Raw genomic sequence first — 21,588 nt, 5'->3', positions numbered from 1 at the left:
ATTTATTCGCCAAACTTGATCAGTCAGTAACGGGGGCTTAACAAGATGGTTTTGGGGCTATCTGAAAAGGGTTTGGGTGTTTTGTATGATGTTGTTCTAAATTGGGATTGTGAAAATAGGTAGGTGCTTCGAAAAATACCGGCTGCTTTTATGGCGTACCCGCATGATATGAAACCTTAAATATAATTCAAACTTAATATCTTATATCTCTATGCAAGGCTTTTTCAGCCAGCATGAAACGGTTATCGTTTGCTCCAAACAAATCGGTGTTTTTATACCTTTTCACAAGTGGGTTTTCTATAAATTTTTGGATAGATTCGGCAATAAACTTAGCCAAATTAACTGGTACCGCATTTCCTATCATCTGTTCCAAATCCGTTTTTGTTCCCGTAAACACAAAATTTTCTGGAAAAGTTTGGATATAACTGCGCTCTATGGTAGTAAGTGGTCGGACTTCGGATAACTCAATGCCTTGCGGGTCGCAATTATTCAGTTGATAACCTTTGGGAATAGGACGGTTAACCCCACGAATTGTCGGACTAGGTTCATCAATAGAGAATATACCGCGTCGGTTATAGTTTCTCGGGTGGCGGTAATAATGCTCGAGATTTAAAGAATTACCCAAATAATCTCGGACTGTCATCGGTTTCTCCGCCAAACGATCAGTTAAAATCGGTGTAAGGAAATTATGTTCTTCCCCCAATTTTCCTATTAAGAAAAAACGGGTTCTCGCTTGCGGTACACCACAATAGGAAGCATCTAAAATAACGGAAGTCAGCCCATAACCTGACTGTATGAATTGTTCAATCACATCATGCAAAATATGGCTTTTCTTAATTTGCTCCACATTTTCCATCACAAACCAAGTTGGGCGGACTGAACAGACGATATTGGCAAAATGATAAGTTAAATCAGCACGCCCCAAAGTAACATCTCTTTTTCCTGCACTGGAAAAATCTTGGCAAGGCGGACCGCCCATGATCAAATCAGGTTGATAATTCAAAATCTGCGAAATTGCTGTTTGTTCATCGGTTAAATCAGTTTCGTAGACAGGGTGGTTAAAATTTTTTCTATAAATATCGATTGCCTTATCCCATTTTTCAAAAGCTGCACAAACTTCGAAGCCTGCTTGCCCGAACCCCAAAGACAAACCGCCACAACCTGCAAATAAATCAATACATTTCATAAGAACAACTCAGGAGAATTATAAAGAATGGCATCAAAACGTCTTTCGGGGCTGAGCAATTCCTGCCCCCCGCCTAAAATAATTTTTTTGATTTCTGATTTTAAAATAATTGGTGTTTCTAACCTTGTACTTCTCATAAACGGATTAGTTATCTGTCCCGATGAAGCAAATGCTTTATCATTTTTTGTATTGAAAGAGCAGGTATCGATAATTTGTTCATGGTTGAATTTCCCACTTTGACAAATATCCAACAGCATTTTATACAGCCAAATTGCTGTACGAGTTGGTCGAGTAATCTTTAAACAATTTTCAGATAAATCAGCAATGGAAAGTATAAACCTAACAAAAGCCAAATCGCTCCATACAAATACATCTAAACAATTTTCTGCCAATCTGGGAGATTTCCCTATGGTTTTCCAAACCGGTTGTATTAAGAATGGCTTTTGAATAGCAGTTTCATTTCCACATAGGTTGTTTAAAGTGATAGAAATATCGTTGAAAAGTGGAATAACCTGTTTTGGATCAGACCAATCGGTCTCTTCAAAATTTTCAGCTATAACAATCAACTCATTCAAATCTTGACCAAAATTTTCAGCAATGCTACAAGCCAAATAAACTATGCTATCAGGGCGTATAACAATTTCGCTACCAAAAAATTCATCAGACAGATGGCATGTTGTATGGTCCGGCAAAGCAGTTAACTTTATTTCCAAACCTGTTAAACACTGCCCTGTACGGATATTTTGAATAACAATATCCGTTCTTGGCAATGACCCGACTACATATTTTGCAAAAGGTGTGTGGGCAGTTTCAAATGCAAAAAATATATCTTGGCTGTCTGCTTCGGTACCAAAGGCTTCATTGACAGAAATAGATTGACATTTAATTTGATTATTTTTTGAAATCAAATAGTTGACATCAATCTCTTTGCTTGCCATATAGCAGCATAATGCAATGGGAAATGATGAATTAAATTGATTTTTCCCCCAAGTATCTTTTAAAGAAAAATCTCGGTTTGAGTTAGTTAATCCAAATAAATGCGGTTTATTAACCATATATTTGTCCTTTAATTCATATGATGTAGGTTATAGAGTGTAGGCTGCTTTTTATTTTCAGGCAGCCTGTTTTCAGACGGCCTCCACCGCACCCAATTCCAGCAACACCTGAAAACCGTCATTGATATACCGCGAATCAGGCATTTCTAAAAACGGGAATGCCGCCACGTCGCCGAGTTTCAACGCTGCCATGCGCAGGATGACGGCGGCGAGGTTGCTGCGGACGATTTCGGGGTCGGTAAATTCGGGGCGGTTGTTGAAATCTTCTTCTGAAAACAGTCGGATACACACGCCTGCGGAGACGCGTCCGCAGCGGCCGGAGCGTTGGCGGGCGGCGGCTTGAGAGATTTTTTCGACATGAAGCTGCTCCACCTTTGCCCGTGCGGAATAGCGTTTGACGCGCGCGAGGCCGGTGTCGATGACGTATTTGATGCCCGGCACGGTAAGCGAGGTTTCGGCGACGTTGGTTGCCAGCACGATGCGGCGTTTTGCGCCTGAGGGGTGGAAGATTTTGTGCTGCTCGGCGTGCGACAGGCGTGCGAACAGGGGCAGGATTTCGTCGTTGCGGCGCAGTGTAGATTTGCGCAGGGCTTCGGCGGCTTCGCGGATTTCGCGCTCGCCCGGCAGGAATACCAAGATATCGCCTTCGCCGTAGCACGCCAATTCGTCGGCTGCATCGACAATCGCGTCGGTCAGCTCGACTTCTGCATCGTCTTCGTCTTTGCTGGTCAGCGGTCGGTAGAGGATTTCAACAGGATAGGTACGCCCGCTTACTTCTAAAACAGGCGCGCCGTTGAAGTGTTGGGAGAAGCGTTCTGCGTCTATGGTTGCCGAGGTGATGATGACTTTCAAGTCGGGGCGGCGCGGCAGAAGCTGTTTCAGGTAGCCTAGCAGAAAGTCAATGTTCAGGCTGCGTTCGTGTGCTTCGTCGATGATAATCGTGTCGTAGGCGGCGAGATAACGGTCGGTCTGGGTTTCCGCCAGCAGGATGCCGTCGGTCATCAGCTTGACGCAGGCATCGCGCGAGGTGTGGTCGGTAAAGCGTACTTTATAGCCTACCGCGCTGCCAATTTCGGATTTCAGCTCTTCGGCAATCCGCTCCGCCACGGAACGCGCGGCCAAACGGCGCGGCTGGGTATGCCCGATTAGCCCCGCCGCCCCGCGCCCGAGTTCCAAACAAATCTTGGGCAACTGCGTGGTTTTACCCGAACCGGTTTCGCCACAAATAATCGTTACCTGATTCTCGGCAATGGCTTTTTTGATTTCTTCGAGCTTCTCGTGAACGGGCAGGGTGTTGTCGAATTCGGGTTTGGGCAAGGCGGTCAAACGCTTCAAAAAGATTTCATGCGATTTTCGGTATTTTTCTTCGACTTTGGACAAGCCGCCGTATTTGTTGGGATTTTTGAAGGCGGATTGCAGGAAATGGCGGTCTTTGGAGAGGGTTTGGGAGAAATCGGGAAACATGATTGGTGCGTGTGCGGTAAAAAATAGAATTATAGCAAACGCTTTGGTTGGGTTCGGGCAATATCTGGATGGGGAAATGCCGTCTGAAAACCGCATTCTGTCGTTCAGACGGCATTGTTGCTGAAGTTTCAAGCGGCGGCGGAACGGTATCCGAATCAAGGCGGTTTGCCCTGCGCCCCGTCCCGGCTGTGTGAAGGGGCGGCTGCCGACGTTTGATCGGGGGGCGTTTTAATTTTCAGACGGCATTCCCGCTTTGCTGTTTGCGGCTTGCGGTCTTGCGGGCGCATTGCCGGTTTGGGCGGCGGTTTCCTGAAGCACGCGCTGGCGGAAGCGCATTCCCGATGCGTGGTAGAACGGACGCGGCGAAAACTGGCGCGATACCTGAGAGGCGAAAATGCAGGCAATCAGCATCCAAAACAGCAGGCTTTGTCCGCCCGTCATTTCCATGACGACGACGGCGGAAGTAATCGGCGATTGTGTCGCGCCCGCTAAAAATGCCGCCATGCAGATGAGGACGATGATGTTTGCACCCTGCGATATGTCGGCGATGGCGGCGATATGCTTGCCCAAAACTGCGCCTATGGTCAGCGAGGGGGTGAAGATGCCGCCCGGTATGCCCGCCCAATAGCTGAATACGGTGGCGATCCATTTTGCCGCCGCCAGCCCGACGGGGGCTTCGTAGATGCCGTGCAGGGCTTGGGCGGCTTCGTGGTAGCCGGTGCCGTAGGTTTTGCCTTGGTAGAACGTGCCGAGCAGGGCGAGCAGCAGCCCCATCAGTGCCGCCAGCAGCAGCGGACGGTTGCGGATAAAGCCGCGTATCTTGCGTGGTGCAAATGCCGCCGCACCCTGATAGAGCAGCCGTCCGAACAGGCCGCCCGCCGCGCCGCAAACCAGCCCCGCCGCCACGACCCACATCAAAATATTTTCCAACACGCCGCCGTTGAAACCCGAAAAATACGGGTTGTTGCCCTGAATGGCAACCTGTATGAAACCGGAGGCGAGCACGCCCAAAAGAATCTGCCGCTCCCAGCGCAGCATAATGCCGCGCCCGAGTTCCTCAATAGCGAAAATCACGCCCGCCAGCGGCGCGTTGAACGCGGCTGCCAAACCGCCCGCCGCGCCCGCCGCCATCAAATCGTTTTCCTGCATACCCTTAAACGCCAAACCGTGTTTTTTGCACCATGCGCCCCACGCGCCCATCACTGCCGCGCCGACCTGCACGGACGGGCCTTCGCGCCCGATGGACGCGCCGAACAGCATACCCAAAAAGGTCAGCGGAATCTTCAGCAGCGTCTGCCCGAGGCGGAGCAGGCGCGTTTTTTGTGCGCCGTAGGGCAGCGACAGTGAGGCGATGACCTGCGGGATGCCGCTGCCGGCGGTGAAGGGGGCGAATTTGCGTGTGAGCCACGCAATAAGCGGCAAACCCAAAGGAAGCGCGACCCACGCGAACCACGGGTATTGTTGAACCAGTTTGGCGTTCAGTTCCAGCGCAAAATCGGCAAGATGGGCAAAAAACAGCGCGGTCAGGGCGACGAGTGCCGAACCTGCCAGAAGGAACAAAAAGGCGATGCTTTTGCGCGACAGGCGGCGGGTTTGGCGGATTTTGTGGGCGAGGCGGCGGGGGAATGTGGAGGTCATGGTATGTCGTCCAGCGGTTCAGACGGCATTTTATGTATGCCGTCTGAAGCCGTGTCGGGTCAGGAACGGTAGTCGGCGTTGATGGAAACGTATCCGTGCGACAGGTCGCAGGTATAGACGGTGGCGGCGGCTTGTCCGCGATGCAGCTTGATACGGACGGTAATTTCGTCCTTCGACATCACCGCCTGCCCTTGTGCTTCGGTGTAGCTTGCGGCGCGTCCGCCGTGTTCGGCAACCAAAATATCGTCGAGATACATTTCCACCAGATCGGTGTCTAGGTCGGCAACGTCTGCATAACCGATGGCGGCGAGCAGCCTGCCGAGGTTGGGGTCGGACGCGAAAAAGGCGGTTTTGACCAGCGGCGAACGTGCCACGGCGTAGGCAACTTGGCGGGCTTCGTCGCGGGTTTTGGCGTTTTCGACGCGGACGGTGATGAACTTGGTCGCGCCCTCGCCGTCGCGGACGATGGCTTGGGCGAGTTCGAGCGCGAGGCTGCACAACAATCCTTTGAGTTGGGCGTAACGCGGGTCGGCGATGTTGTCGATTTCGCTTTGGCTGTTTTTGCCGGTGGCGATGATGACGAAGCTGTCGTTGGTGCTGGTGTCGCCGTCAACGGTGATGGTGTTGAAGGTTTCGTCGGCGATTTCCTGCGTCATCAATTGGAGGACGGGTTGGGAAACTTTGGCATCGGTGGCGATGAAACCGAGCATGGTCGCCATATTGGGATGAATCATGCCCGAGCCTTTGGCGATGCCCGTGGCGCGGACGGTGTGTTTGTCGCCGACCTTGCCTTCGCGCGAGGCGGCTTTGGGCACGGTGTCGGTGGTCATGATGGCGCGTGCCGCTTCGTTCCAGAAGGCAGGCTGCATTTTGGGCAGGGCGGCGATGATTTTGTCTGCGGGCAGCGGTTCGAGAATCACGCCGGTGGAGAAGGGCAGTACCTGGTTCGGTTTGCAGCCGATTTGCCGGGCGGCGGCGGCACACACTGCCAAAGCATCGATTCTGCCCTGTGCGCCCGTACCCGCGTTGGCGTTGCCCGTGTTGATGACGAGGGCGCGCACGCCGTCTTCGTCGAAAAGGTGCGATTTGGCGATGTGGACGGGCGCGGCACAGAAACGGTTGGTCGTGAAGACTGCACCGACGGTGCTGCCGGCGGCTACGGCAATCAGTGTCAGGTCGGTATGGTCGGGCTTCTTCACGCCTGCTTGGGCGGTGTAGAGGGCAATGCCGTCGATGTCGGGCAGTTGTTCGGCGGTTTTTTCGGTCAGGTTGACAGCCATAACGGTTCTCCTTGCGAGTGTGTCGGCGTTCAGACGGCATGGGCTGAAATGCCGTCTGAAACGGGTTCAGAACCCCAAAACGGGGATGAGCAGCGGCGCAATCAGCGCGGTCAGCACGCCGTTGAACGTCAGCCCCAGCCCTGCGTATGCCGCCATGCGGCGGCTGCGTTCGAGCGAGGCGGCAATGCCCATCGCGTGCGAGGCCGTGCCGAGCGACATACCCACGGACGAGGGCATGACGACCGTGTTCTTCAGCATTTTGTAACCGGCAATCTGTCCGACCAGGCCGGCGATGATGACGGTGGCGGCGGTAATGGCGGGAATGCCGCCGATGGAGCGGGTAATTTCGATGGCGATGGGGTTGGTCACGGATTTGGACGCGAGCGAGAGGACGACTTCGCGTTCCGCGCCCAGCCATTTGGCAAAATACATTCCCGTAACGATGCCCGTAACGCTGCCCGCAAGCTGCGAAACGATGACGGGCAGCCACTGGTTGAAGATTTTACGGCGGTTTTGGTAGAGCGGCACGGCAAGCACGACGACGGCGGGCTTGAGCCAGAAATCGATAAACTGCGCGGCGTTGTGGTACACCGCGTAATCAATGTTGAGGATTTTCAGGTAGGCAATCAGCACGATAGTGCTGACGAGTACGGGGTTGCAGAAGATATTGCCCGTGCGCGTGCGCACGATAATCGCAAGCGCGTACACGGCAAGCGTGAGGAAAAGCAGGATGCTGGGCTGCCTGAGGATTTCGTTCATCAGATAATGCTCCGTATCCAGCGGTGAACCTTGCCCGTAACCAGCAGTACGCACAAAGTGCTGGCGGAGGCGGAAACCAGTATCGAAAACCAATCGTCGGCAATCAAATCCAAATAGCTGATGACCGCCACGCAGGGCGGCACGAGAAACAGCGTCAGGTTTGCCATCAGCGCGTCGGTAAGCTGTTGCAGCCAAGATGTTTTAATCCAACCCGCCTGCAAAAGCGCAAACAGCACACCCATGCCGACGATGCTGCCGGGTAGTTTGATGCCTGCTAGGAAAACGGCGGTTTCGCCGGCGGCGAGGCAGCCGAGGATGATGAGGAGTGCGCGGATGATGTTCATGTTGTGTGTCTGTCTTTTGATGGCGTTGTGATAAATTTTGTTAACTGTTTAATCATAACGTTATTCATACCGTCTGAAAAGCCGAAGCCCGCGTACAAACGCAAAAACGGCACGGATAAACCGTGCCGCAGCAACCGGGGCGTGTTCAGACTTTGCGGTAGGGATTTTCCAAACCTTCAATCAGCGCGAGCAGGTAATCGCGCAACTGACGTTCGCCGCAACCCATCAGCAGCGCGTCTTCAAACGCGTCTTGTGCCGTCTGATACAGTTCGGTCATGTTTTCAGTCATCACTTTGACCTTTTCGGTACAGGACACGATTTGTCCGTCATCGCCGTACCATTTGGGCATTTCGGGCATACTCATTGCGTATTCCTTGGGAAATCAGTTCAGAAAGCGGGACGGGTCGTTTTTCTTGACGCGGCGGGCGAACGCATATTTGCCGCTCCAATATTTGTGGCTCAGGCTGGTGATTTCGATATTTTTCCCCGTGCGCGGCGCGTGGATGAAGCGGTCGTTGCCGATGTAGAGCCCGACATGGGAAATGCGGCTGCCGCCGAGCGTGCGGAAAAACACCATATCCCCGGGCTGCAATTCGCTTCGGGAAACGGGTGCGCCCATCCGCGCCTGTTCTGCCGCCGTGCGCGGCAGGCTGATGCCCATAGCGCGTTTGAAGATGTGCTGCATAAAGCCGCTGCAGTCGAAACCGGTAGAAACCGATGTGCCGCCGTAGCGGTAGGCGATGCCCAAGAGCCCCATCGCATTGCCGATGAGTTCGTCGGCATTGCCCGACCTTCGGACGGGGGCTTGGTTGACGGGTAAAACGGGCTGTTCGTTTTCGGCAAACTGTCTGAGAATCTGCTCGCGGCTGCTGAGCAGGTTGGTCAACTCGTCGGCAAGGGCGGGGCGGACGGCAAACATCAGCCATAAAACCGTCCAAACTGCCGGTTTGAAAAAAGAATCCATATCGGTGTTTCCGCGCAGGAGGCATCGTGCCGCCGTGCGATGTTATGCTGTATCAGTCGAAAATATCTTGTTGATTGTATATAAAAAAACGGCTGTTTGGCAAAAAACGGCTTGTTAGATTGGGTTAATATTTTGATTTTTATATAATTTATTGAGAACTTGGGAAACGCACCCGCCATCCGCCTTGTTTTCGCGCCGACCGCAACCATATATCCGCCATCCGAACAATCAATCAGAGAGAATAATGAATCAAACCTCCATCAACCGCGCCGATGTGCGTACCCGCTTTATCTTCGACGATATGCCCGTGCGCGGGCTGCACGTCCGTCTGGAAAACGTGTGGCAGCACATTGTAAAACAGAAAAACTATCCCGCCGCCATCCGCCGCGCCTTGGGCGAGCTGTTGGCGGCGGGTGTGTTGCTGTCGGGCAACTTAAAAAACGAAGGCACGCTGATTGTGCAGGTTCAGGGGCAGGGGCGGCTGAAAATGCTGGTTGCGGAAGCGACTTCCGACCGTACCGTCCGTGCAACCGCGCGTTGGGACGAAACCGCAGAAATAGCCGATGACGAAAGCCTCGGCGACCTTTTGGGCGAGGGCGGCGTATTCGTGCTGACGCTGCAGCCCAAAGACGGCGAACCCTGGCAGGGCGTAGTGCCTTTAGAAGGCGACAGCATCGCGCAAATGTTGGTGAACTATATGAAGCGTTCCGAACAAATCGATACGCACATCGTCCTGTCTGCAAGCGACGAAGCGGCGGGCGGTCTGCTGGTGCAGCGTCTGCCTGAAGAAGAGCTGGCGGAAGAAGCGTGGGAACACGTCAGTACGCTGGCACGCACGCTGACGGCGGAGGAGCTGGCAGAATTGGATGCGCAACATGTTTTGTACCGCCTGTTCCACGAAACGCCGCCGCGCGTGTTCGAGCCGGAAACGTTTGAATTTTCATGTACCTGTTCTCGGGGCAAGGTCAGCGATATGCTGTTGATGCTGGGCGGGGAAGAAGTCGGCGGCGTGGTGGCGGAACAAGGCAGCATCGAAGTCGATTGCGATTTTTGCCACAGCAAATATGTGTTTGACGAAACCGATGTCAATGCGCTGTTTGGTGCGGATGTGGTCGGCGTTGCCCGAGAGTAGTCCCGACATACCGTCCAATAATCTTGTTTAACAACAAAGATAAATAGTCAAATGCCGTCTGAAAATCCCCACAGGGTGTTTCAGACGGCATTTTCATGTGTTTCAGACGGCATTTAAAGCAGGAACAGGGTGGCGAGCCCCAAGAAAATTAGGAAGCCGCCGGAATCCGTTACCGCCGTAATCAGCACCGAGCTGCCTAGTGCGGGATCGCGTCCGAACTTATCCATAATGACGGGAATCAGCACGCCGACCGTTGCCGCCAGCAGCAGGTTGAGCGTCATCGCGGCAATCATAACCAGCCCGATGCCGAGGCTGCCGTAAAGCAGCCACGAAACCGCCCCCATCACCGTCCCCCAGATAATGCCGTTGACCAGGGCGACGCCGACTTCTTTTTTCAGCAAACGCCCCGCCTGCATATCCGTCAGCTGCCCCATCGCCATCGCGCGGACAATCATGGTAATCGTCTGGTTGCCCGAGTTGCCGCCGATACCGGCGACGATGGGCATCAGCGCGGCGAGTGCGACGATTTTTTCGATACTGCCTTCAAATGCGCCGATGACGCGGCTGGCGAGGAAGGCGGTGCAGAGGTTGACGGCAAGCCACATCCAGCGGTTTTTCACCGAATCCCACACGGGGGCGAACAAATCTTCTTCTTCCTGCAAACCTGCCATATTCAGCATATCCGCTTCCGATTCTTCGCGGATCACGTCCACCATCTCGTCAACGGTAATCCTGCCGATGAGCTTTTTGTTTTCATCGACGACGGGCGCGGTAACCAAGTCGTAGCGTTCAAACGCCTGCGCCGCTTCTTCCACATCGTCTTCGGCGCGGAAACGCACGACATCTTTCGCCATCACGTTTTCCACCAAGTCTTCGGGATCGGCGACCAAAAGTTTGCGGATGGGCAGCACGCCTTGCAGCACGTCGTTTTCATCGACGACAAAAATCTTGTCGGTATGGTCGGGCAGGCTGTCGAAGCGGCGCAGATAGCGCAGCACCACTTCACAGGCGACATCGGCGCGGATGCTGACCAACTCGAAGTCCATAATCGCGCCGACTTGGTTGTCTTCGTAGGACATTGCCGCCTTGACTTGGGCGCGCTCTTCCTCATCGCGCGTCTGCAAGGCTTCATAAACCACTTGGTGCGGCAAATCGTCTGCCAGTTCCGCCAATTCGTCCGCGTCCAAATCATCGACTGCCGCCAACAATTCGTCCTTGTCCATCGACTCGATCAGCGTTTCGCGGACTGCATCGGACACTTCCAGCAGCACTTCGCCGTCGTCTTCGGGTTTGACCAAAATCCAGACGATATTGCGTTCGCGCGGCGGCAGCGATTCCAATACCGCCGCCACGTCGGCAGGGTGCAGCTCGCTCAAGAGGACGGTCAGCTCGGTCAGTTTGTCGCGCAGCGGCGTGTCTTCGAGCGGTGTGCCGTTTTCGATTTGTTCAAAAGCAGGTTCGAGGATTTCGCAGAGGGAGTGGACACGGTCGAAATCGGCGGAAGGGCGTTCGGTATGGTTTTGACCGGTTTCGCCGTCGTGTGTCGGAGGAGTGTGTTCGATGCTCATAAATGCTCCGCCCGCCGTGTGCGGGGAGGCATTCCGGCGGGATGGTTATTGTCGTTTGGAATCGGAAGGGGCGTTCAGTAAAAACGAACTGGGAAGGTCCATAATAAAAGCCTGACGGTACAGGCGCAGGGTTGGAAACGGCACTATTCTACTCCCTTTTGGAACGGTTTACTATTTTTAACGCAAATGCCGTCTGAAACGCGGGTTTCAGACGGCATTTTTCAGAGGGCGGGTCAGCGGTAGGCGTTTTTCAGTTCGCGCAGGGCGGCGAAGACCGCCAAACCGTTGTTTAAGGTTTGACCCGTCAGGGTTTCGGCACGTTGGCGGACGGCGGGGATTTCTGTCCGTAAGAACGGATTGACGCGGCGTTCGTGCGCGAGGGTAACGGGCAGGGTGGGCGTGTGTTCTGCCGCTTTCAGTGCCGTCTGAATGTCGGCGTTGTCCGGCTCGATATGGGCGGCGAAACGCAGGTTGGCGGCGGTGTATTCGTGCGCCGGATAGAACAGGGTGTTTTCAGGCAGGCGGTTGAAGCGTTGGAAGCTGTCGTAAAGCTGTTCGATTGTGCCGGTGAACACGCGCCCGCAGCCGGCGGAAAAAAGGGTGTCGCCGCAAAAGACGTGTATGCCGTCTGAAGTTTCGAGAAGGTAGCTGGTGTGGTGGTCTGTGTGGCCGGGTGTTGCCCAAACGGTAACCTGCCCGTCGCCGAAGGTGAATTGCGTGCCTGCGGTTACGGTGTGGGTGGCGGCTTCGATGTCGGTTTCACCGTAAACGGGCGATTCCATGTAGCCGCGCCAGAGTGCCGCCGCACCGCCTTCGTGGTCGGGATGGGGGTGCGTTACCCAGGTTTGGGCGAGCATGAGTCGGTTGCGGACGAGGAATTCCAAGACGGGCGTGGGGTCGGAGGGATCGACGCAGACGGCATGGTTGCCTTCCTGTATCATCCAAATGTAGTTGTCGGTCAGGGCTTTGACGGGTGTGATTTTCATGAGTGTTCCTCGGTGGACGGATGCCGTTTAAAGGATGGTATGCCGGAATGCCGTCTGAAATATTCTTCAGACGGCATTGGTTTGAGTAGGGCGGTTAGCCCAAAGCTTTTCTTGCACCGGCGAAGAGGCGGTACCAGCCGGAGAGTTCCGTCCAGCCTTCCGGTTTCCAGCTCATTTGTGCGGCACGGTACACGCGTTCGGGGTGGGGCATCATGATGGTAACGCGACCGTCGGCGTTGGTCACACCGGCGATGCCTTGCGGCGAGCCGTTAGGGTTGAGCGGGTAAGTTTGGGTAACTTGGTTTTGACCGTCCACATATTGCAGCGCAATGCCCAAATCGGCAGAAATATTGCCGCCGTGAAGTGCGAAGTCGGCGCGGCCTTCGCCGTGGCTGACCACGACAGGCAGGCTGGAGCCCTGCATTTCATTCAGAATCAGCGACGCGGATTTCGGAACATGAACCATGCTCAGGCGCGCTTCAAACTGTTCGCTCAAGTTGCGTTTGAACTTCGGCCAGCCAGCCGTGCCGGGGATGATTTCGGCGAGGTTGCTGACCATTTGGCAGCCGTTGCATACGCCCAGTGTCAGCGTGTTCGGGTCGGCGAAGAAGGCGGCGAACTGGTCGCGCAGAGCAGGGTGGAACAGAATCGATTTCGCCCAGCCTTCGCCTGCACCGAGTACGTCGCCGTAGCTGAAGCCGCCGCACGCCGCCAGCATTTTGAAGTCGGCAAGGTGGACGCGGCCTGCCATCAGGTCGGACATATGCACGTCGTAAGCATCGAATCCGGCGCGGGTGAAGGCGGCGGCCATTTCGATTTGCCCGTTCACGCCCTGTTCGCGCAGGATGGCGATTTTGGGTTTCGCGCCGCTGTTGACGAAGGGCGCGGCGATGTCTTCGTTTACATCAAACTTCACGTCGGCAAACAATGCGCTGCGGTCGTTGTCGCCAATCAGGGCAAACTCGCTGTCTGCGCAGGCAGGGTTGTCGCGCAGGCGTTGGATGGCGTGGCTGGTTTCCTGCCATGCGCGTTGCAGGTCGGCGCGGGTTTGTTCCAACACGATGCCTGCCTGATTGCGGATAACGATTTTTTCGTCAGAACCGATGGTGGCAACGGTATGCAAGGGCAGCGCAGCCGCTTTAAACAAGGCATCTACTGCCGCAACATCTTGTTTGGCGATTTGGATTACTGCGCCCAGCTCTTCATTGAACAATGCGCGTATGCTGGCTTCGTTGACATCGGCTTGACTGGCAACCAGTGAAGTCAAATCCACATTCAACCCGCACCGTGCCGCAAACGCCATCTCCGCCAGCGTGGCAAACAAGCCGCCGTCGCTGCGGTCGTGGTATGCCAAAAGTTTGTCTTCGGCGACAAGTTGCTGAATCACGTTGTAAAACGCTTTCAGACGACCTGTATCGTCCAAATCGGGCGCGTCGCCGCTCATATTATTGTACACCTGACCGAACGCCGAGCCGCCCATACGCGCTTTGCCGAAGCCCAAATCGACAAACAGCAATACGCTGTCTTCGACGTTTTTCAATTCGGGCGTAACGGTTTTGCGTACGTCTTTGACAGGCGCGAACGCGGAGATAATCAGGCTCAACGGCGAAACAACGGATTTTTTCTCTTCGCCGTCCTGCCACACGGTTTTCATCGACAGGCTGTCTTTGCCTACAGGGATGCTCAAATCCAATGCCTGACAGGCTTGGGAGACAGCTTCGACGGTGCGGTAGAGTTTTTCGTCTTCGCCCTCGTTGCCGCACGCCGCCATCCAGTTGGCGGAAAGTTTGATGTTGCCGATGTCGCCGATGTTGACCGCCGCGATGTTGGTGATGGCTTCGCCGACGCACATTCTGCCCGAGGCGGGCGCGTCAAACAGGGCGACGGTCGGTTTTTCGCCCATAGACATCGCTTCGCCGCGATAGGTGTTGAAGCCCATCATGGTCACGGCGCAGTCGGCTACGGGGGTTTGGTATTTGCCGACCATTTGGTCGCTGTGGGTCATGCCGCCGACGCTGCGGTCGCCGATGGTAATCAGGAAGTTTTTGGCGGCTACGGTAGGTAGGCGCAAAACGCGGTAGGCGGCTTCGGTGATGTCGATATCGCCCGCGTGAAACGGTTTTTTGGACGGCGTAACCGTTTTGTCGGTACGCGTGGTTTTGGGCGGTTTGCCGAGCAAGACGTTCAGCGGCAAGTCGACGGGATTGTTAGAGAACAAGTCGTCGCGCACTTTCAAATGACCGTCGTCGGTCGCCGTGCCGACCACGGCAAACGGGCAGCGTTCGCGTTCGCAGATGGTGCGGAAGGTGTCCAAATCTTTTTCCAAAATCGACAAGACATAACGCTCTTGCGATTCGTTGCACCAGATTTGCAAAGGCGTTAAACCGTGTTCTTCCAACGGCACTTCGCGCAGCTTGAATACCGCGCCGCGTCCGGCATCGTTGACCAGTTCGGGGAAGGCGTTGGACAAACCGCCTGCGCCGACGTCGTGGATGGAGATAATCGGGTTTTTGTCGCCAAGCTGCCAGCAGCGGTCGATGACTTCTTGCGCGCGGCGTTCGATTTCAGGGTTGCCGCGTTGTACGGAGTTGAAGTCCAAAGACGCGTCGTTCGTGCCGGTATCCATCGAAGAAGCCGCGCCGCCGCCCAAGCCGATAAGCATACCCGGACCGCCCAGTTGAATCAGCAACGCGCCTTCGGGGATTTCGTCTTTATGCGTCTGCTGCGCCTGAATGCTGCCCAAGCCGCCGGCAATCATAATCGGTTTGTGATAGCCGCGAACCTGACCGTCAAATTTTTCTTCAAAGGTACGGAAGTAGCCCAAGAGGTTGGGGCGGCCGAATTCGTTGTTGAACGCCGCGCCGCCGATGGGACCTTCAATCATGATGTCCAGCGGCGAGGAAATGTGTTCCGGCTTGCCGTAATCTTGTTCCCACGGCTGTTTGAGGTCGGGGATGTTGAGGTTGGACACGGTAAAGCCGGTCAAGCCTGCTTTCGGACGCGAACCTTTGCCCGTTGCGCCTTCGTCGCGGATTTCGCCGCCCGCGCCTGTTGCCGCGCCCGCAAACGGCGCGATGGCGGTCGGGTGGTTGTGCGTTTCCACTTTCATGATGATGTGCGTGTCTTCTTCGTGGAAACGGTAGCCTTGGTTTTCCGCCGCATTCGGATAGAAACGCTCGATTTTCGCGCCTTCGATCACGGACGAATTGTCTTTATAGGCAACGACCGTGCCTTCGGGATGTGCATTGTGCGTGTCGCGTATCATGCCGAAAAGGGATTTCGGCTGCTTTTCGCCGTTGAGGATGAAATCGGCGTTGAAGATTTTGTGGCGGCAGTGTTCGCTGTTTGCCTGTGCGAACATCATCAGCTCCACATCGGACGGATTGCGCTGCAAAGCCTGATAGTTTTCAACCAGATAATCGATTTCGTCGGCGGAGAGTGCCAAACCCGTTTCGGTATTGGCTTTGACCAAAGCCTCTTTACCGCCGCCCAAAACATCGACGCTGGAGAAGGTTTCGGATTCGAGATGGTGGAATAATTTGGATGCCGTCTGAAAATCGGGCAGCACGGATTCTGTCATGCGGTCGTGCAGCAACGCTGCCCATTGCTGTTTCTGTTCATCGGTAAGCGCACCTTCCAGCCACACCGCCATGCCGCGCTCGATGCGCTCTATGCCTGCCAAACCGCAGTTTTCCGCGATATTGGTTGCCTTGGAAGCCCACGGCGAAATCGTACCCAAACGGGGCGTTACCAAAAACAAATGCAAGCCCTCGCGCGCTTCGGGCGTTTGTTCAACGCTTTGCGCTGCCAACAAGGCTTGCAGTTTTTCGACAGTCGCGGCATCAAGTGTGTTTCCGCTGCCGACGAAATACCAAAATTCGCTGCTTAATTTGACTTCGGGCAGGCCGAGTGCAGCGGCTTTTTGCAAGAGTTTTTCGACACGGAAATCGGAAAGGGCGGTAACGCCGCGCAAGGGCAAAACGACAGACATGGATTCGGCTCTCAAATGCGGTTGGAAAAATGTCATTATACGCGAAAAGGACGGTTTCGTTAGCGCGTGTAAGCGAAAAAATGTTTACAATTTTACAAATACAATCAATGTAAAAACCTTTGTCATGTCAGTCGCGTTCTGAGAAATGTGATTTATATTCTGGAATATAGTAAAATCACGTCCGCTTTTGAAATTGTTTGGACAAGCTAAGAAGGAGTTATGCAATGTTTATTGTTTGGAGTGGGAAGGGGCTTTTGGTTGTTTTGTCTCTGATTATCGGAGTTATCTGTGGTTTTGCCTTGGGAGATTGGTTGAAAGATGCAATTTCCTCAAATTTCGTTTTTATGTTAAGCCTTTGTATTGCTGCACTTTGCAACTACTTCTTTAGTAAGTGGTTTATTTCCGATAAAGTAAAAACCTATACTGACAATGAAACAGGAGAAATAATCGGCGTGAGAGACAACTCAAGCTTGTTTTTTCTGCGCAACCGGTATTGGACATGGATTTTCGTCTTTTTGGCTGCTGTTTCTTTTGTAATGTTCATAATCGAACAATTTTAGCAACGAAGCATTGATATGTATGTTTTGCATGTCAAACACATTGTTTTATCGGACAGTAATCCCCGCAGGATGTCGACTCAAGAATTTCCGTAGATGCAAATATGGAATCCTAAAGGAACAATCATGAAAAAAATCGAGGCGATTGTCAAACCGTTCAAGCTGGACGACGTGCGCGAGGCGTTGACGGAAATCGGCATCACGGGCATGACCATCAGCGAGGTCAAAGGGTTCGGCAGGCAGAAGGGGCATACGGAAATCTATCGCGGTGCGGAATACGCCGTCGATTTCCTGCCCAAGGTCAAAATCGAGCTGGTGTTGGCGGATGACGCTGTGGAACGCGCGATTGACGTGATTGTCGAGGTGGCGCGTTCGGGCAAAATCGGCGACGGCAAGATTTTTGTGCTGCCGGTCGAGGAGGCAATCCGTATCCGCACGGGCGAACGTTCGGACGCGGCGGTTTGAGCGTTTGGAATGGAAGTGCCGTCTGAAAGGCGGAATACCCCTTTTCAGACGGCAGGAAAACACTGCCCCGCCAATAATTCAAGGAAAACCAATTATGCCTGTTTCACATCCTTATTTTGAAACCTTATCGGCAGGAAGCCCGGAAAACGGACCGGACGTTTGCTGGGAACGCGAGCTGCCTGTCAACGGCGATACCGTCGAAGTCTGTTTATGGACTGGCGGCGACGATGAACTGACTGCCGAAAAATTAGACGCATTCGCCGCGTTTTTAGCGCGTTTGGAAGAAGCGGACAAAATGGCCCGAGCCGCCATTGCCGAATATTTAACCGAAGACGGCGAATATTTGAATTTCCACATCACTGAAATAGAAGATGCGGACTACCCCGACAACCCCGAAGAATTTGCCCGCGCCATGCGTTTGGAGAGCATCTCTTTATGGACGGAGGAACTGCCAGACTGCGACTCGATTGTGATGGACTACATGATAGACCGAGAAAAAAGCGACGAAATACTGGCCGTCAAACTGTTCGCCGACGGCGGCATATGCGGCATCGACTGGGAAAGTTAGCCCCTTTTCAGACGGCATTTCCTTTTTGAGCTTCAGATGTGGTGGACGATGAGTTTTTTGCCTTCGTAGTCGAGTACGTCCACGTCCATGTCGAACAGTTCTTTGATGTTGTGTACGGTGAACACTTCTTCGGGCGTGCCGGTCAGGGCGACTTTGCCGTTTTTCATAGCGACGACGTGGTCGGCGTAGGCGGCGGCCTGGTTGATGTCGTGCAATACGACGACGGTAGTGCGTTTGTGTTCATCGGTCAGCCGGCGCAGGATTTGCATGAGGCAGCGGGCATGATACATATCGAGGTTGTTCAGCGGTTCGTCCAGCAAAACGTAGTCGGTGCGCTGGCAGAATACCATGGCAATCATGGCGCGTTGGCGTTGGCCGCCGGAAAGCTCGGTCAGGTAGCGGTCGGCGAAGTCTTGCAGGTGGAACTCGGCGAGTGCTTCTTCGACAATGGTTTTATCCGTTTCAGACGGCCTGCCTTGGTGGTAGGGATAGCGGCCGAACATGAGCAGGTCGCGCACGGTAATGCGGCTCATGATGCTGTTTTCTTGGGTGAGGATGGAGAGCGTGCGGGCGAGTTCGGCGGTGGGGGTGGTTTTGATGTCTTTGCCTGCGTAGCTGATGTTGCCGTGTACCAGAGGCTGAAGCCGCGCCATAAAGGAGAGGAGGGTGGACTTGCCTGCGCCGTTCGGGCCGATCAGCGCGGTAATGCCGCCTTCGGGAATGTCGAGGCTGATGTTGTCCAGAATGGGGCGGGTGCCGATGTGGAAGCTGACGTTGCGGATGGTAATCATAGGCGGATTCGAATATGGGAAATTGGGTTTTCAGACGGTCTTTAAATGATGAGGCCGTCTGAATTTTATTCCTGTGTGGTTAGATTTCGCTGACGGTAACAAATTCGGGGTTGTCGGCTTGGTCAATCAGGAAGGCGCGGACGCGTTCTTGCCAAAGTTCGCCGAATTGTTTGAGTTCGTCGGGGCTTGCGCTGCCGCTGACGGCTTTGGGCATAAGTTCGCGCATTTCGGGTGCAAAGGGTTGCAGGGCGGCGTTGAGGCCGACGGCGACGGTTTTGCCGTTGTCTTTGCGGCGCAGGGTCAGTGTGCCGTTGATTTCGCCCGCACCAAAGGATAAGAGGTTGCGGCGGGCAAAGCGTCCCTGCATTCCGATGCCTCCGAAGCCGGTTTCGGGGGCTGCGCCGGTGAGGAGTTGGACGACGGACGCGGTTACGCCGACCGTGCCTTCGTCGCGCGTTCCCTGCATGGCGGCTTCGATGCCGCCGCGTTCGGGCAGCTCTTCGCCGTAAAGGGCTTTCAGACCTTTGATAACCATCAGGTACGCGCCCGCGACGGTCGGGCAGGAATGTCCGCACAGGCGCACGGCATCGGCGTAGCGGTAAGTGAGGATGCCGTTTTCGGCCGCGCCGAGAAAGGCGGCAAGCGGGTCTTGTACGGTCAGCGTCGGGGCGCGGTCGAAAAATTCGGGTAAACGTTCTTTCGTCATATGGTTTGTCCTTTCGGAGGCGGGCTGCCGTTCAGACGGCATCCGTCATTTTTTGTGTTTTAAAACGAGATAGAGGAAAACGAGTCCGCCCGCAAATTCGACCACCACGCTTAATACCGCCTTCATGCCCAAGAAGTGTTCGAATATGGTCTGTCCGCCGACCAAGAGGATGCCGCCGACACAAAAAGTCATCGGCAGGCGGACGGAATGGCGCACGGACGGGGAAAAGTGGTTGGCAAGCGAGGCGGCGAGAAGCCCGAAAAAGCTCACCGGACCGACCACGGCGGTCGCCGTCGCCACCAGCGCGGCAATCCAAAGCAGTATCCATAAGGTGTTGCGCGTGTAGCTGATGCCCAAATTGACGGCTTGGTCGCGCCCCAAAAGGTGTACGTCCAAGCGGTAGCGTTCACGCCAAACGACCGCCGCGCTGACGAGCAGGATCAGCGCGCCTATGCCCAAAAGCTCGCTGTGGACGGTATTGAATCCGGCAAACATATTCGCCTGCGCCGCGGTAAATTCTTCAGGATCGATCATGCGCGAAAGCAGCGACGACAGGCTGCGGAACAAAATCCCGAAAATCACGCCGATTAAAATCATACGCGGCAAATCGCGTCCGCCCTGACGGATGAGCGTGTAAAACAGCAGCAGCGAGCCGCCCATCATAACGACCAATTCAAAGCCGAATTTGCCCGTCAACGGCAGGGAAGCATAGCCCGTGCCGCCGAGTGCGAACACCAAAAGCGTCTGCAAAAACACATACAGCGCGTCAAAGCCCAAAATCGAAGGGGTCAGAATCGGATTGTTGGTCAGCGTTTGAAAAAGCTGGGTGGAAACGCCGACCGCATAGGCGACCATCAGCAGTGCGGCAAGTTTGGTCAGACGTAGGTGCAGTACAAAGTCCCAATCGCCTTTGACGTTGAGCGTCATAAACAGGACGCAGGAAACCAGCAACAGCGCAAAGGCAACCCACAACGGACGGCTGCTTCCTGCCATAAAACCGATATTTTTTTCAGACGGCATGAGCAGGTTTCCTTAATAAAAGCCACAAAAACAACGCCGTACCCAACACACCAAAAACCGTAGAGACCGGAATTTCAAACGGAAACACAATCACGCGTCCCAAAATATCGCACAGCAGCACCATAGACGCACCCAACAAAGCCACCGCAGGCAGGCTTTGGCGCAGTTTGTCGCCTATCAGGCGGCTGATGATGTTCGGCACGACCAGCCCGATAAACGGGATATTGCCGACCGTAACGATAACCAGCGACGTAATCAAAGCCACAATAATCAGCCCCGACCACAACACCGCCGTCCGGTTCAAACCCAAATTCACGCTGACCGTCTCGCCCAGCCCCAAAATCGTCAGCCGGTCGGCAATCAGATAGGCAAACACCGCCAAACCGCCCGTAATCCAAAGCAGCTCGTACCGCCCCAGCAGCACGCTCGAAAAATCGCCCTGCTGCCATACGCCCAACATTTGCAGCATCTCAAACTCATACGCGACAAACGTCGCCACCGCCTCAATCACACCGCCGAAAATAATCCCCACCAGCGGCACCATCAGTTGCGCCGTCGGCGGCAGGCGGCGGATCAGCAGCATAAACACCAGCATTCCGATTAGCGCGGCAACGGCGGCAACCGACATTTTGACCGGCAGCGGCGCGGCAGGCAGCAGCAGGGACATCAGAAGCAAACCCAAAGCCGCACTCTGACCCGCGCCCGCCATCGACGGCTCGACAAAACGGTTACGCATCAGAATCTGCATAATCATCCCCGCCACCGCCATCGATGCGCCCGTCAGCACAATCGCAAACGTGCGCGGCAGGCGGCTGACCAGCATCAGTTCGGTGCTGTCCGACAGCGAAAACACATCAGACCAGCGGAAATCGGCAACGCCCACCGACAGGCTGGCGGCAAACAATACCGCCAGCAGCAGGAGGTTGGCCAGGTTGAGGGAAAAAGGTTTGGCAGTCATAAACAGAAGGGAAAAGCGTTAAGGCGTAGAAGATTCAAACAAGGCAGTCCGAACCGTCGGAGCGGAAAGCCTTGTTTGAAGCCTCCGTATCGGGCAATGCCGTCTGAAACACAGGAGGCGGTTTGCATCCGTGTTTCAGACGGCATCGAATGCCGC

The 21,588-nt window shown here is 54.5% G+C and carries 21 protein-coding genes; 4 read left to right on the top strand and 17 right to left on the bottom strand.

The annotated features are described in order from the left end of the window. Positions 1-193: 193 nt before the first annotated feature. The 9 genes from DBY86_RS05410 to DBY86_RS05365 all read right to left on the bottom strand — a co-directional run bounded on the left by DBY86_RS05410 (position 194) and on the right by DBY86_RS05365 (position 8,690). On the bottom strand, positions 194-1,186 hold the full coding sequence (locus tag DBY86_RS05410; protein WP_107819193.1) for a DNA cytosine methyltransferase: 993 nt from the start codon (positions 1,184-1,186) through the stop codon (positions 194-196). After that, positions 1,183-2,241: a HindVP family restriction endonuclease gene (locus tag DBY86_RS05405; protein WP_107819192.1), complete on the bottom strand. Its 1,059-nt coding sequence runs from the start codon at positions 2,239-2,241 to the stop codon at positions 1,183-1,185. The genes DBY86_RS05410 and DBY86_RS05405 overlap by 4 nt, the downstream gene beginning before the upstream one ends. A 72-nt stretch (positions 2,242-2,313) precedes the next feature. After that, positions 2,314-3,705: an ATP-dependent RNA helicase HrpA gene (hrpA, locus tag DBY86_RS05400; protein ID WP_107819191.1), complete on the bottom strand. Its 1,392-nt coding sequence runs from the start codon at positions 3,703-3,705 to the stop codon at positions 2,314-2,316. A gap of 228 nt (positions 3,706-3,933) precedes the next feature. Continuing rightward, entirely contained in the window at positions 3,934-5,343 is a 1,410-nt protein-coding gene (locus tag DBY86_RS05395; RefSeq protein WP_107819190.1) for a chloride channel protein, read from the bottom strand. 59 nt (positions 5,344-5,402) lie between these two features. Next, positions 5,403-6,623 (bottom strand): bifunctional glutamate N-acetyltransferase/amino-acid acetyltransferase ArgJ, encoded by a 1,221-nt coding sequence (argJ, locus tag DBY86_RS05390; RefSeq protein WP_107819189.1) that lies wholly within the window; start codon positions 6,621-6,623, stop codon positions 5,403-5,405. A 66-nt stretch (positions 6,624-6,689) separates the two neighbouring features. Next, positions 6,690-7,382 (bottom strand): LrgB family protein, encoded by a 693-nt coding sequence (locus DBY86_RS05385; RefSeq protein WP_107819188.1) that lies wholly within the window; start codon positions 7,380-7,382, stop codon positions 6,690-6,692. After that, positions 7,382-7,726 carry a CidA/LrgA family protein gene (locus DBY86_RS05380; protein ID WP_107819187.1) on the bottom strand — a complete coding sequence of 115 codons (345 nt, stop codon included), beginning with the start codon at positions 7,724-7,726 and terminating at the stop codon, positions 7,382-7,384. The genes DBY86_RS05385 and DBY86_RS05380 overlap by 1 nt, the downstream gene beginning before the upstream one ends. Positions 7,727-7,871: 145 nt before the next feature. After that, positions 7,872-8,090 (bottom strand): hypothetical protein, encoded by a 219-nt coding sequence (locus DBY86_RS05370; RefSeq protein ID WP_107819186.1) that lies wholly within the window; start codon positions 8,088-8,090, stop codon positions 7,872-7,874. An 18-nt stretch (positions 8,091-8,108) separates the two neighbouring features. Beyond that, positions 8,109-8,690, bottom strand: coding sequence for a C40 family peptidase (locus tag DBY86_RS05365; protein WP_107819185.1), 582 nt, complete (start codon positions 8,688-8,690; stop codon positions 8,109-8,111). A gap of 244 nt (positions 8,691-8,934) precedes the next feature. Here DBY86_RS05365 and hslO point away from each other — a divergent pair, with 244 nt between their 5' ends. Beyond that, on the top strand, positions 8,935-9,822 hold the full coding sequence (gene hslO, locus DBY86_RS05355; RefSeq protein ID WP_107819183.1) for an Hsp33 family molecular chaperone HslO: 888 nt from the start codon (positions 8,935-8,937) through the stop codon (positions 9,820-9,822). Positions 9,823-9,935: 113 nt separating this feature from the next. Here the strand turns inward: hslO and mgtE are convergent, their stop codons facing one another. The 3 genes from mgtE to purL all read right to left on the bottom strand — a co-directional run bounded on the left by mgtE (position 9,936) and on the right by purL (position 16,367). After that, positions 9,936-11,390, bottom strand: a complete 1,455-nt coding sequence (mgtE, locus tag DBY86_RS05350) for a magnesium transporter (protein WP_107819182.1) — start codon at positions 11,388-11,390, stop codon at positions 9,936-9,938. Positions 11,391-11,623: 233 nt separating this feature from the next. Then, entirely contained in the window at positions 11,624-12,376 is a 753-nt protein-coding gene (gene gloB, locus DBY86_RS05345) for a hydroxyacylglutathione hydrolase (RefSeq protein WP_107819181.1), read from the bottom strand. Between the two features lie 94 nt (positions 12,377-12,470). After that, positions 12,471-16,367 (bottom strand): phosphoribosylformylglycinamidine synthase, encoded by a 3,897-nt coding sequence (purL, locus tag DBY86_RS05340; protein ID WP_107819214.1) that lies wholly within the window; start codon positions 16,365-16,367, stop codon positions 12,471-12,473. A gap of 224 nt (positions 16,368-16,591) precedes the next feature. Here purL and DBY86_RS05335 point away from each other — a divergent pair, with 224 nt between their 5' ends. The 3 genes from DBY86_RS05335 (at position 16,592) to DBY86_RS05325 (ending at position 17,957) form a co-directional block, all read left to right on the top strand. Next, a complete protein-coding gene (locus tag DBY86_RS05335) occupies positions 16,592-16,927 on the top strand; it encodes a hypothetical protein (protein WP_107819180.1) in 336 nt (111 codons plus the stop codon). 123 nt (positions 16,928-17,050) lie between these two features. Next, positions 17,051-17,389, top strand: a complete 339-nt coding sequence (locus DBY86_RS05330; RefSeq protein ID WP_107819179.1) for a P-II family nitrogen regulator — start codon at positions 17,051-17,053, stop codon at positions 17,387-17,389. 94 nt (positions 17,390-17,483) lie between these two features. Then, positions 17,484-17,957 (top strand): DUF2004 domain-containing protein, encoded by a 474-nt coding sequence (locus DBY86_RS05325; protein WP_003713577.1) that lies wholly within the window; start codon positions 17,484-17,486, stop codon positions 17,955-17,957. A 32-nt stretch (positions 17,958-17,989) separates the two neighbouring features. On the opposite strand, the gene DBY86_RS05320 is transcribed toward DBY86_RS05325, so the two are convergent. The 5 genes from DBY86_RS05320 to DBY86_RS13320 form a co-directional block, all read right to left on the bottom strand. After that, positions 17,990-18,748, bottom strand: a complete 759-nt coding sequence (locus DBY86_RS05320; protein WP_107819178.1) for an iron ABC transporter ATP-binding protein — start codon at positions 18,746-18,748, stop codon at positions 17,990-17,992. Between the two features lie 79 nt (positions 18,749-18,827). Next, positions 18,828-19,454, bottom strand: a complete 627-nt coding sequence (locus DBY86_RS05315) for an FmdE family protein (RefSeq protein ID WP_107819177.1) — start codon at positions 19,452-19,454, stop codon at positions 18,828-18,830. Positions 19,455-19,499: 45 nt separating this feature from the next. Then, complete coding sequence (locus tag DBY86_RS05310; protein ID WP_107819176.1) at positions 19,500-20,474, bottom strand: iron chelate uptake ABC transporter family permease subunit; 975 nt, start codon at positions 20,472-20,474, stop codon at positions 19,500-19,502. Continuing rightward, positions 20,464-21,432, bottom strand: a complete 969-nt coding sequence (locus DBY86_RS05305; protein ID WP_107819175.1) for an iron chelate uptake ABC transporter family permease subunit — start codon at positions 21,430-21,432, stop codon at positions 20,464-20,466. Before DBY86_RS05305 ends, DBY86_RS05310 begins: the two co-directional genes overlap by 11 nt. Beyond that, entirely contained in the window at positions 21,429-21,578 is a 150-nt protein-coding gene (locus tag DBY86_RS13320) for a hypothetical protein (protein ID WP_162013446.1), read from the bottom strand. Before DBY86_RS13320 ends, DBY86_RS05305 begins: the two co-directional genes overlap by 4 nt. Positions 21,579-21,588 lie beyond the last annotated feature (10 nt).

Source organism: Neisseria bergeri (assembly GCA_003044455.1).
Lineage (GTDB): Bacteria > Pseudomonadota > Gammaproteobacteria > Burkholderiales > Neisseriaceae > Neisseria > Neisseria bergeri.
Note: the sequence above shows the minus strand (reverse complement) of the source record. Positions and strands in the feature narration are given on the sequence as shown.

Coding starts and splice junctions, on each gene's coding strand:
- DBY86_RS05315 (WP_107819177.1), bottom strand. CDS start 19,454: ATGACGAAAGAACGTTTACCCGAATTTTTCGACCGCGCCCCGACGCTG.
- hrpA (WP_107819191.1), bottom strand. CDS start 3,705: ATGTTTCCCGATTTCTCCCAAACCCTCTCCAAAGACCGCCATTTCCTG.
- DBY86_RS05305 (WP_107819175.1), bottom strand. CDS start 21,432: ATGACTGCCAAACCTTTTTCCCTCAACCTGGCCAACCTCCTGCTGCTG.
- DBY86_RS05325 (WP_003713577.1), top strand. CDS start 17,484: ATGCCTGTTTCACATCCTTATTTTGAAACCTTATCGGCAGGAAGCCCG.
- DBY86_RS05335 (WP_107819180.1), top strand. CDS start 16,592: ATGTTTATTGTTTGGAGTGGGAAGGGGCTTTTGGTTGTTTTGTCTCTG.
- DBY86_RS05410 (WP_107819193.1), bottom strand. CDS start 1,186: ATGAAATGTATTGATTTATTTGCAGGTTGTGGCGGTTTGTCTTTGGGG.
- DBY86_RS05370 (WP_107819186.1), bottom strand. CDS start 8,090: ATGAGTATGCCCGAAATGCCCAAATGGTACGGCGATGACGGACAAATC.
- DBY86_RS05405 (WP_107819192.1), bottom strand. CDS start 2,241: ATGGTTAATAAACCGCATTTATTTGGATTAACTAACTCAAACCGAGAT.
- DBY86_RS05310 (WP_107819176.1), bottom strand. CDS start 20,474: ATGCCGTCTGAAAAAAATATCGGTTTTATGGCAGGAAGCAGCCGTCCG.
- purL (WP_107819214.1), bottom strand. CDS start 16,367: ATGTCTGTCGTTTTGCCCTTGCGCGGCGTTACCGCCCTTTCCGATTTC.
- DBY86_RS05330 (WP_107819179.1), top strand. CDS start 17,051: ATGAAAAAAATCGAGGCGATTGTCAAACCGTTCAAGCTGGACGACGTG.
- gloB (WP_107819181.1), bottom strand. CDS start 12,376: ATGAAAATCACACCCGTCAAAGCCCTGACCGACAACTACATTTGGATG.
- hslO (WP_107819183.1), top strand. CDS start 8,935: ATGAATCAAACCTCCATCAACCGCGCCGATGTGCGTACCCGCTTTATC.
- DBY86_RS05320 (WP_107819178.1), bottom strand. CDS start 18,748: ATGATTACCATCCGCAACGTCAGCTTCCACATCGGCACCCGCCCCATT.
- mgtE (WP_107819182.1), bottom strand. CDS start 11,390: ATGAGCATCGAACACACTCCTCCGACACACGACGGCGAAACCGGTCAA.
- DBY86_RS05395 (WP_107819190.1), bottom strand. CDS start 5,343: ATGACCTCCACATTCCCCCGCCGCCTCGCCCACAAAATCCGCCAAACC.
- DBY86_RS05380 (WP_107819187.1), bottom strand. CDS start 7,726: ATGAACATCATCCGCGCACTCCTCATCATCCTCGGCTGCCTCGCCGCC.
- DBY86_RS05365 (WP_107819185.1), bottom strand. CDS start 8,690: ATGGATTCTTTTTTCAAACCGGCAGTTTGGACGGTTTTATGGCTGATG.
- DBY86_RS13320 (WP_162013446.1), bottom strand. CDS start 21,578: ATGCCGTCTGAAACACGGATGCAAACCGCCTCCTGTGTTTCAGACGGC.
- DBY86_RS05385 (WP_107819188.1), bottom strand. CDS start 7,382: ATGAACGAAATCCTCAGGCAGCCCAGCATCCTGCTTTTCCTCACGCTT.
- argJ (WP_107819189.1), bottom strand. CDS start 6,623: ATGGCTGTCAACCTGACCGAAAAAACCGCCGAACAACTGCCCGACATC.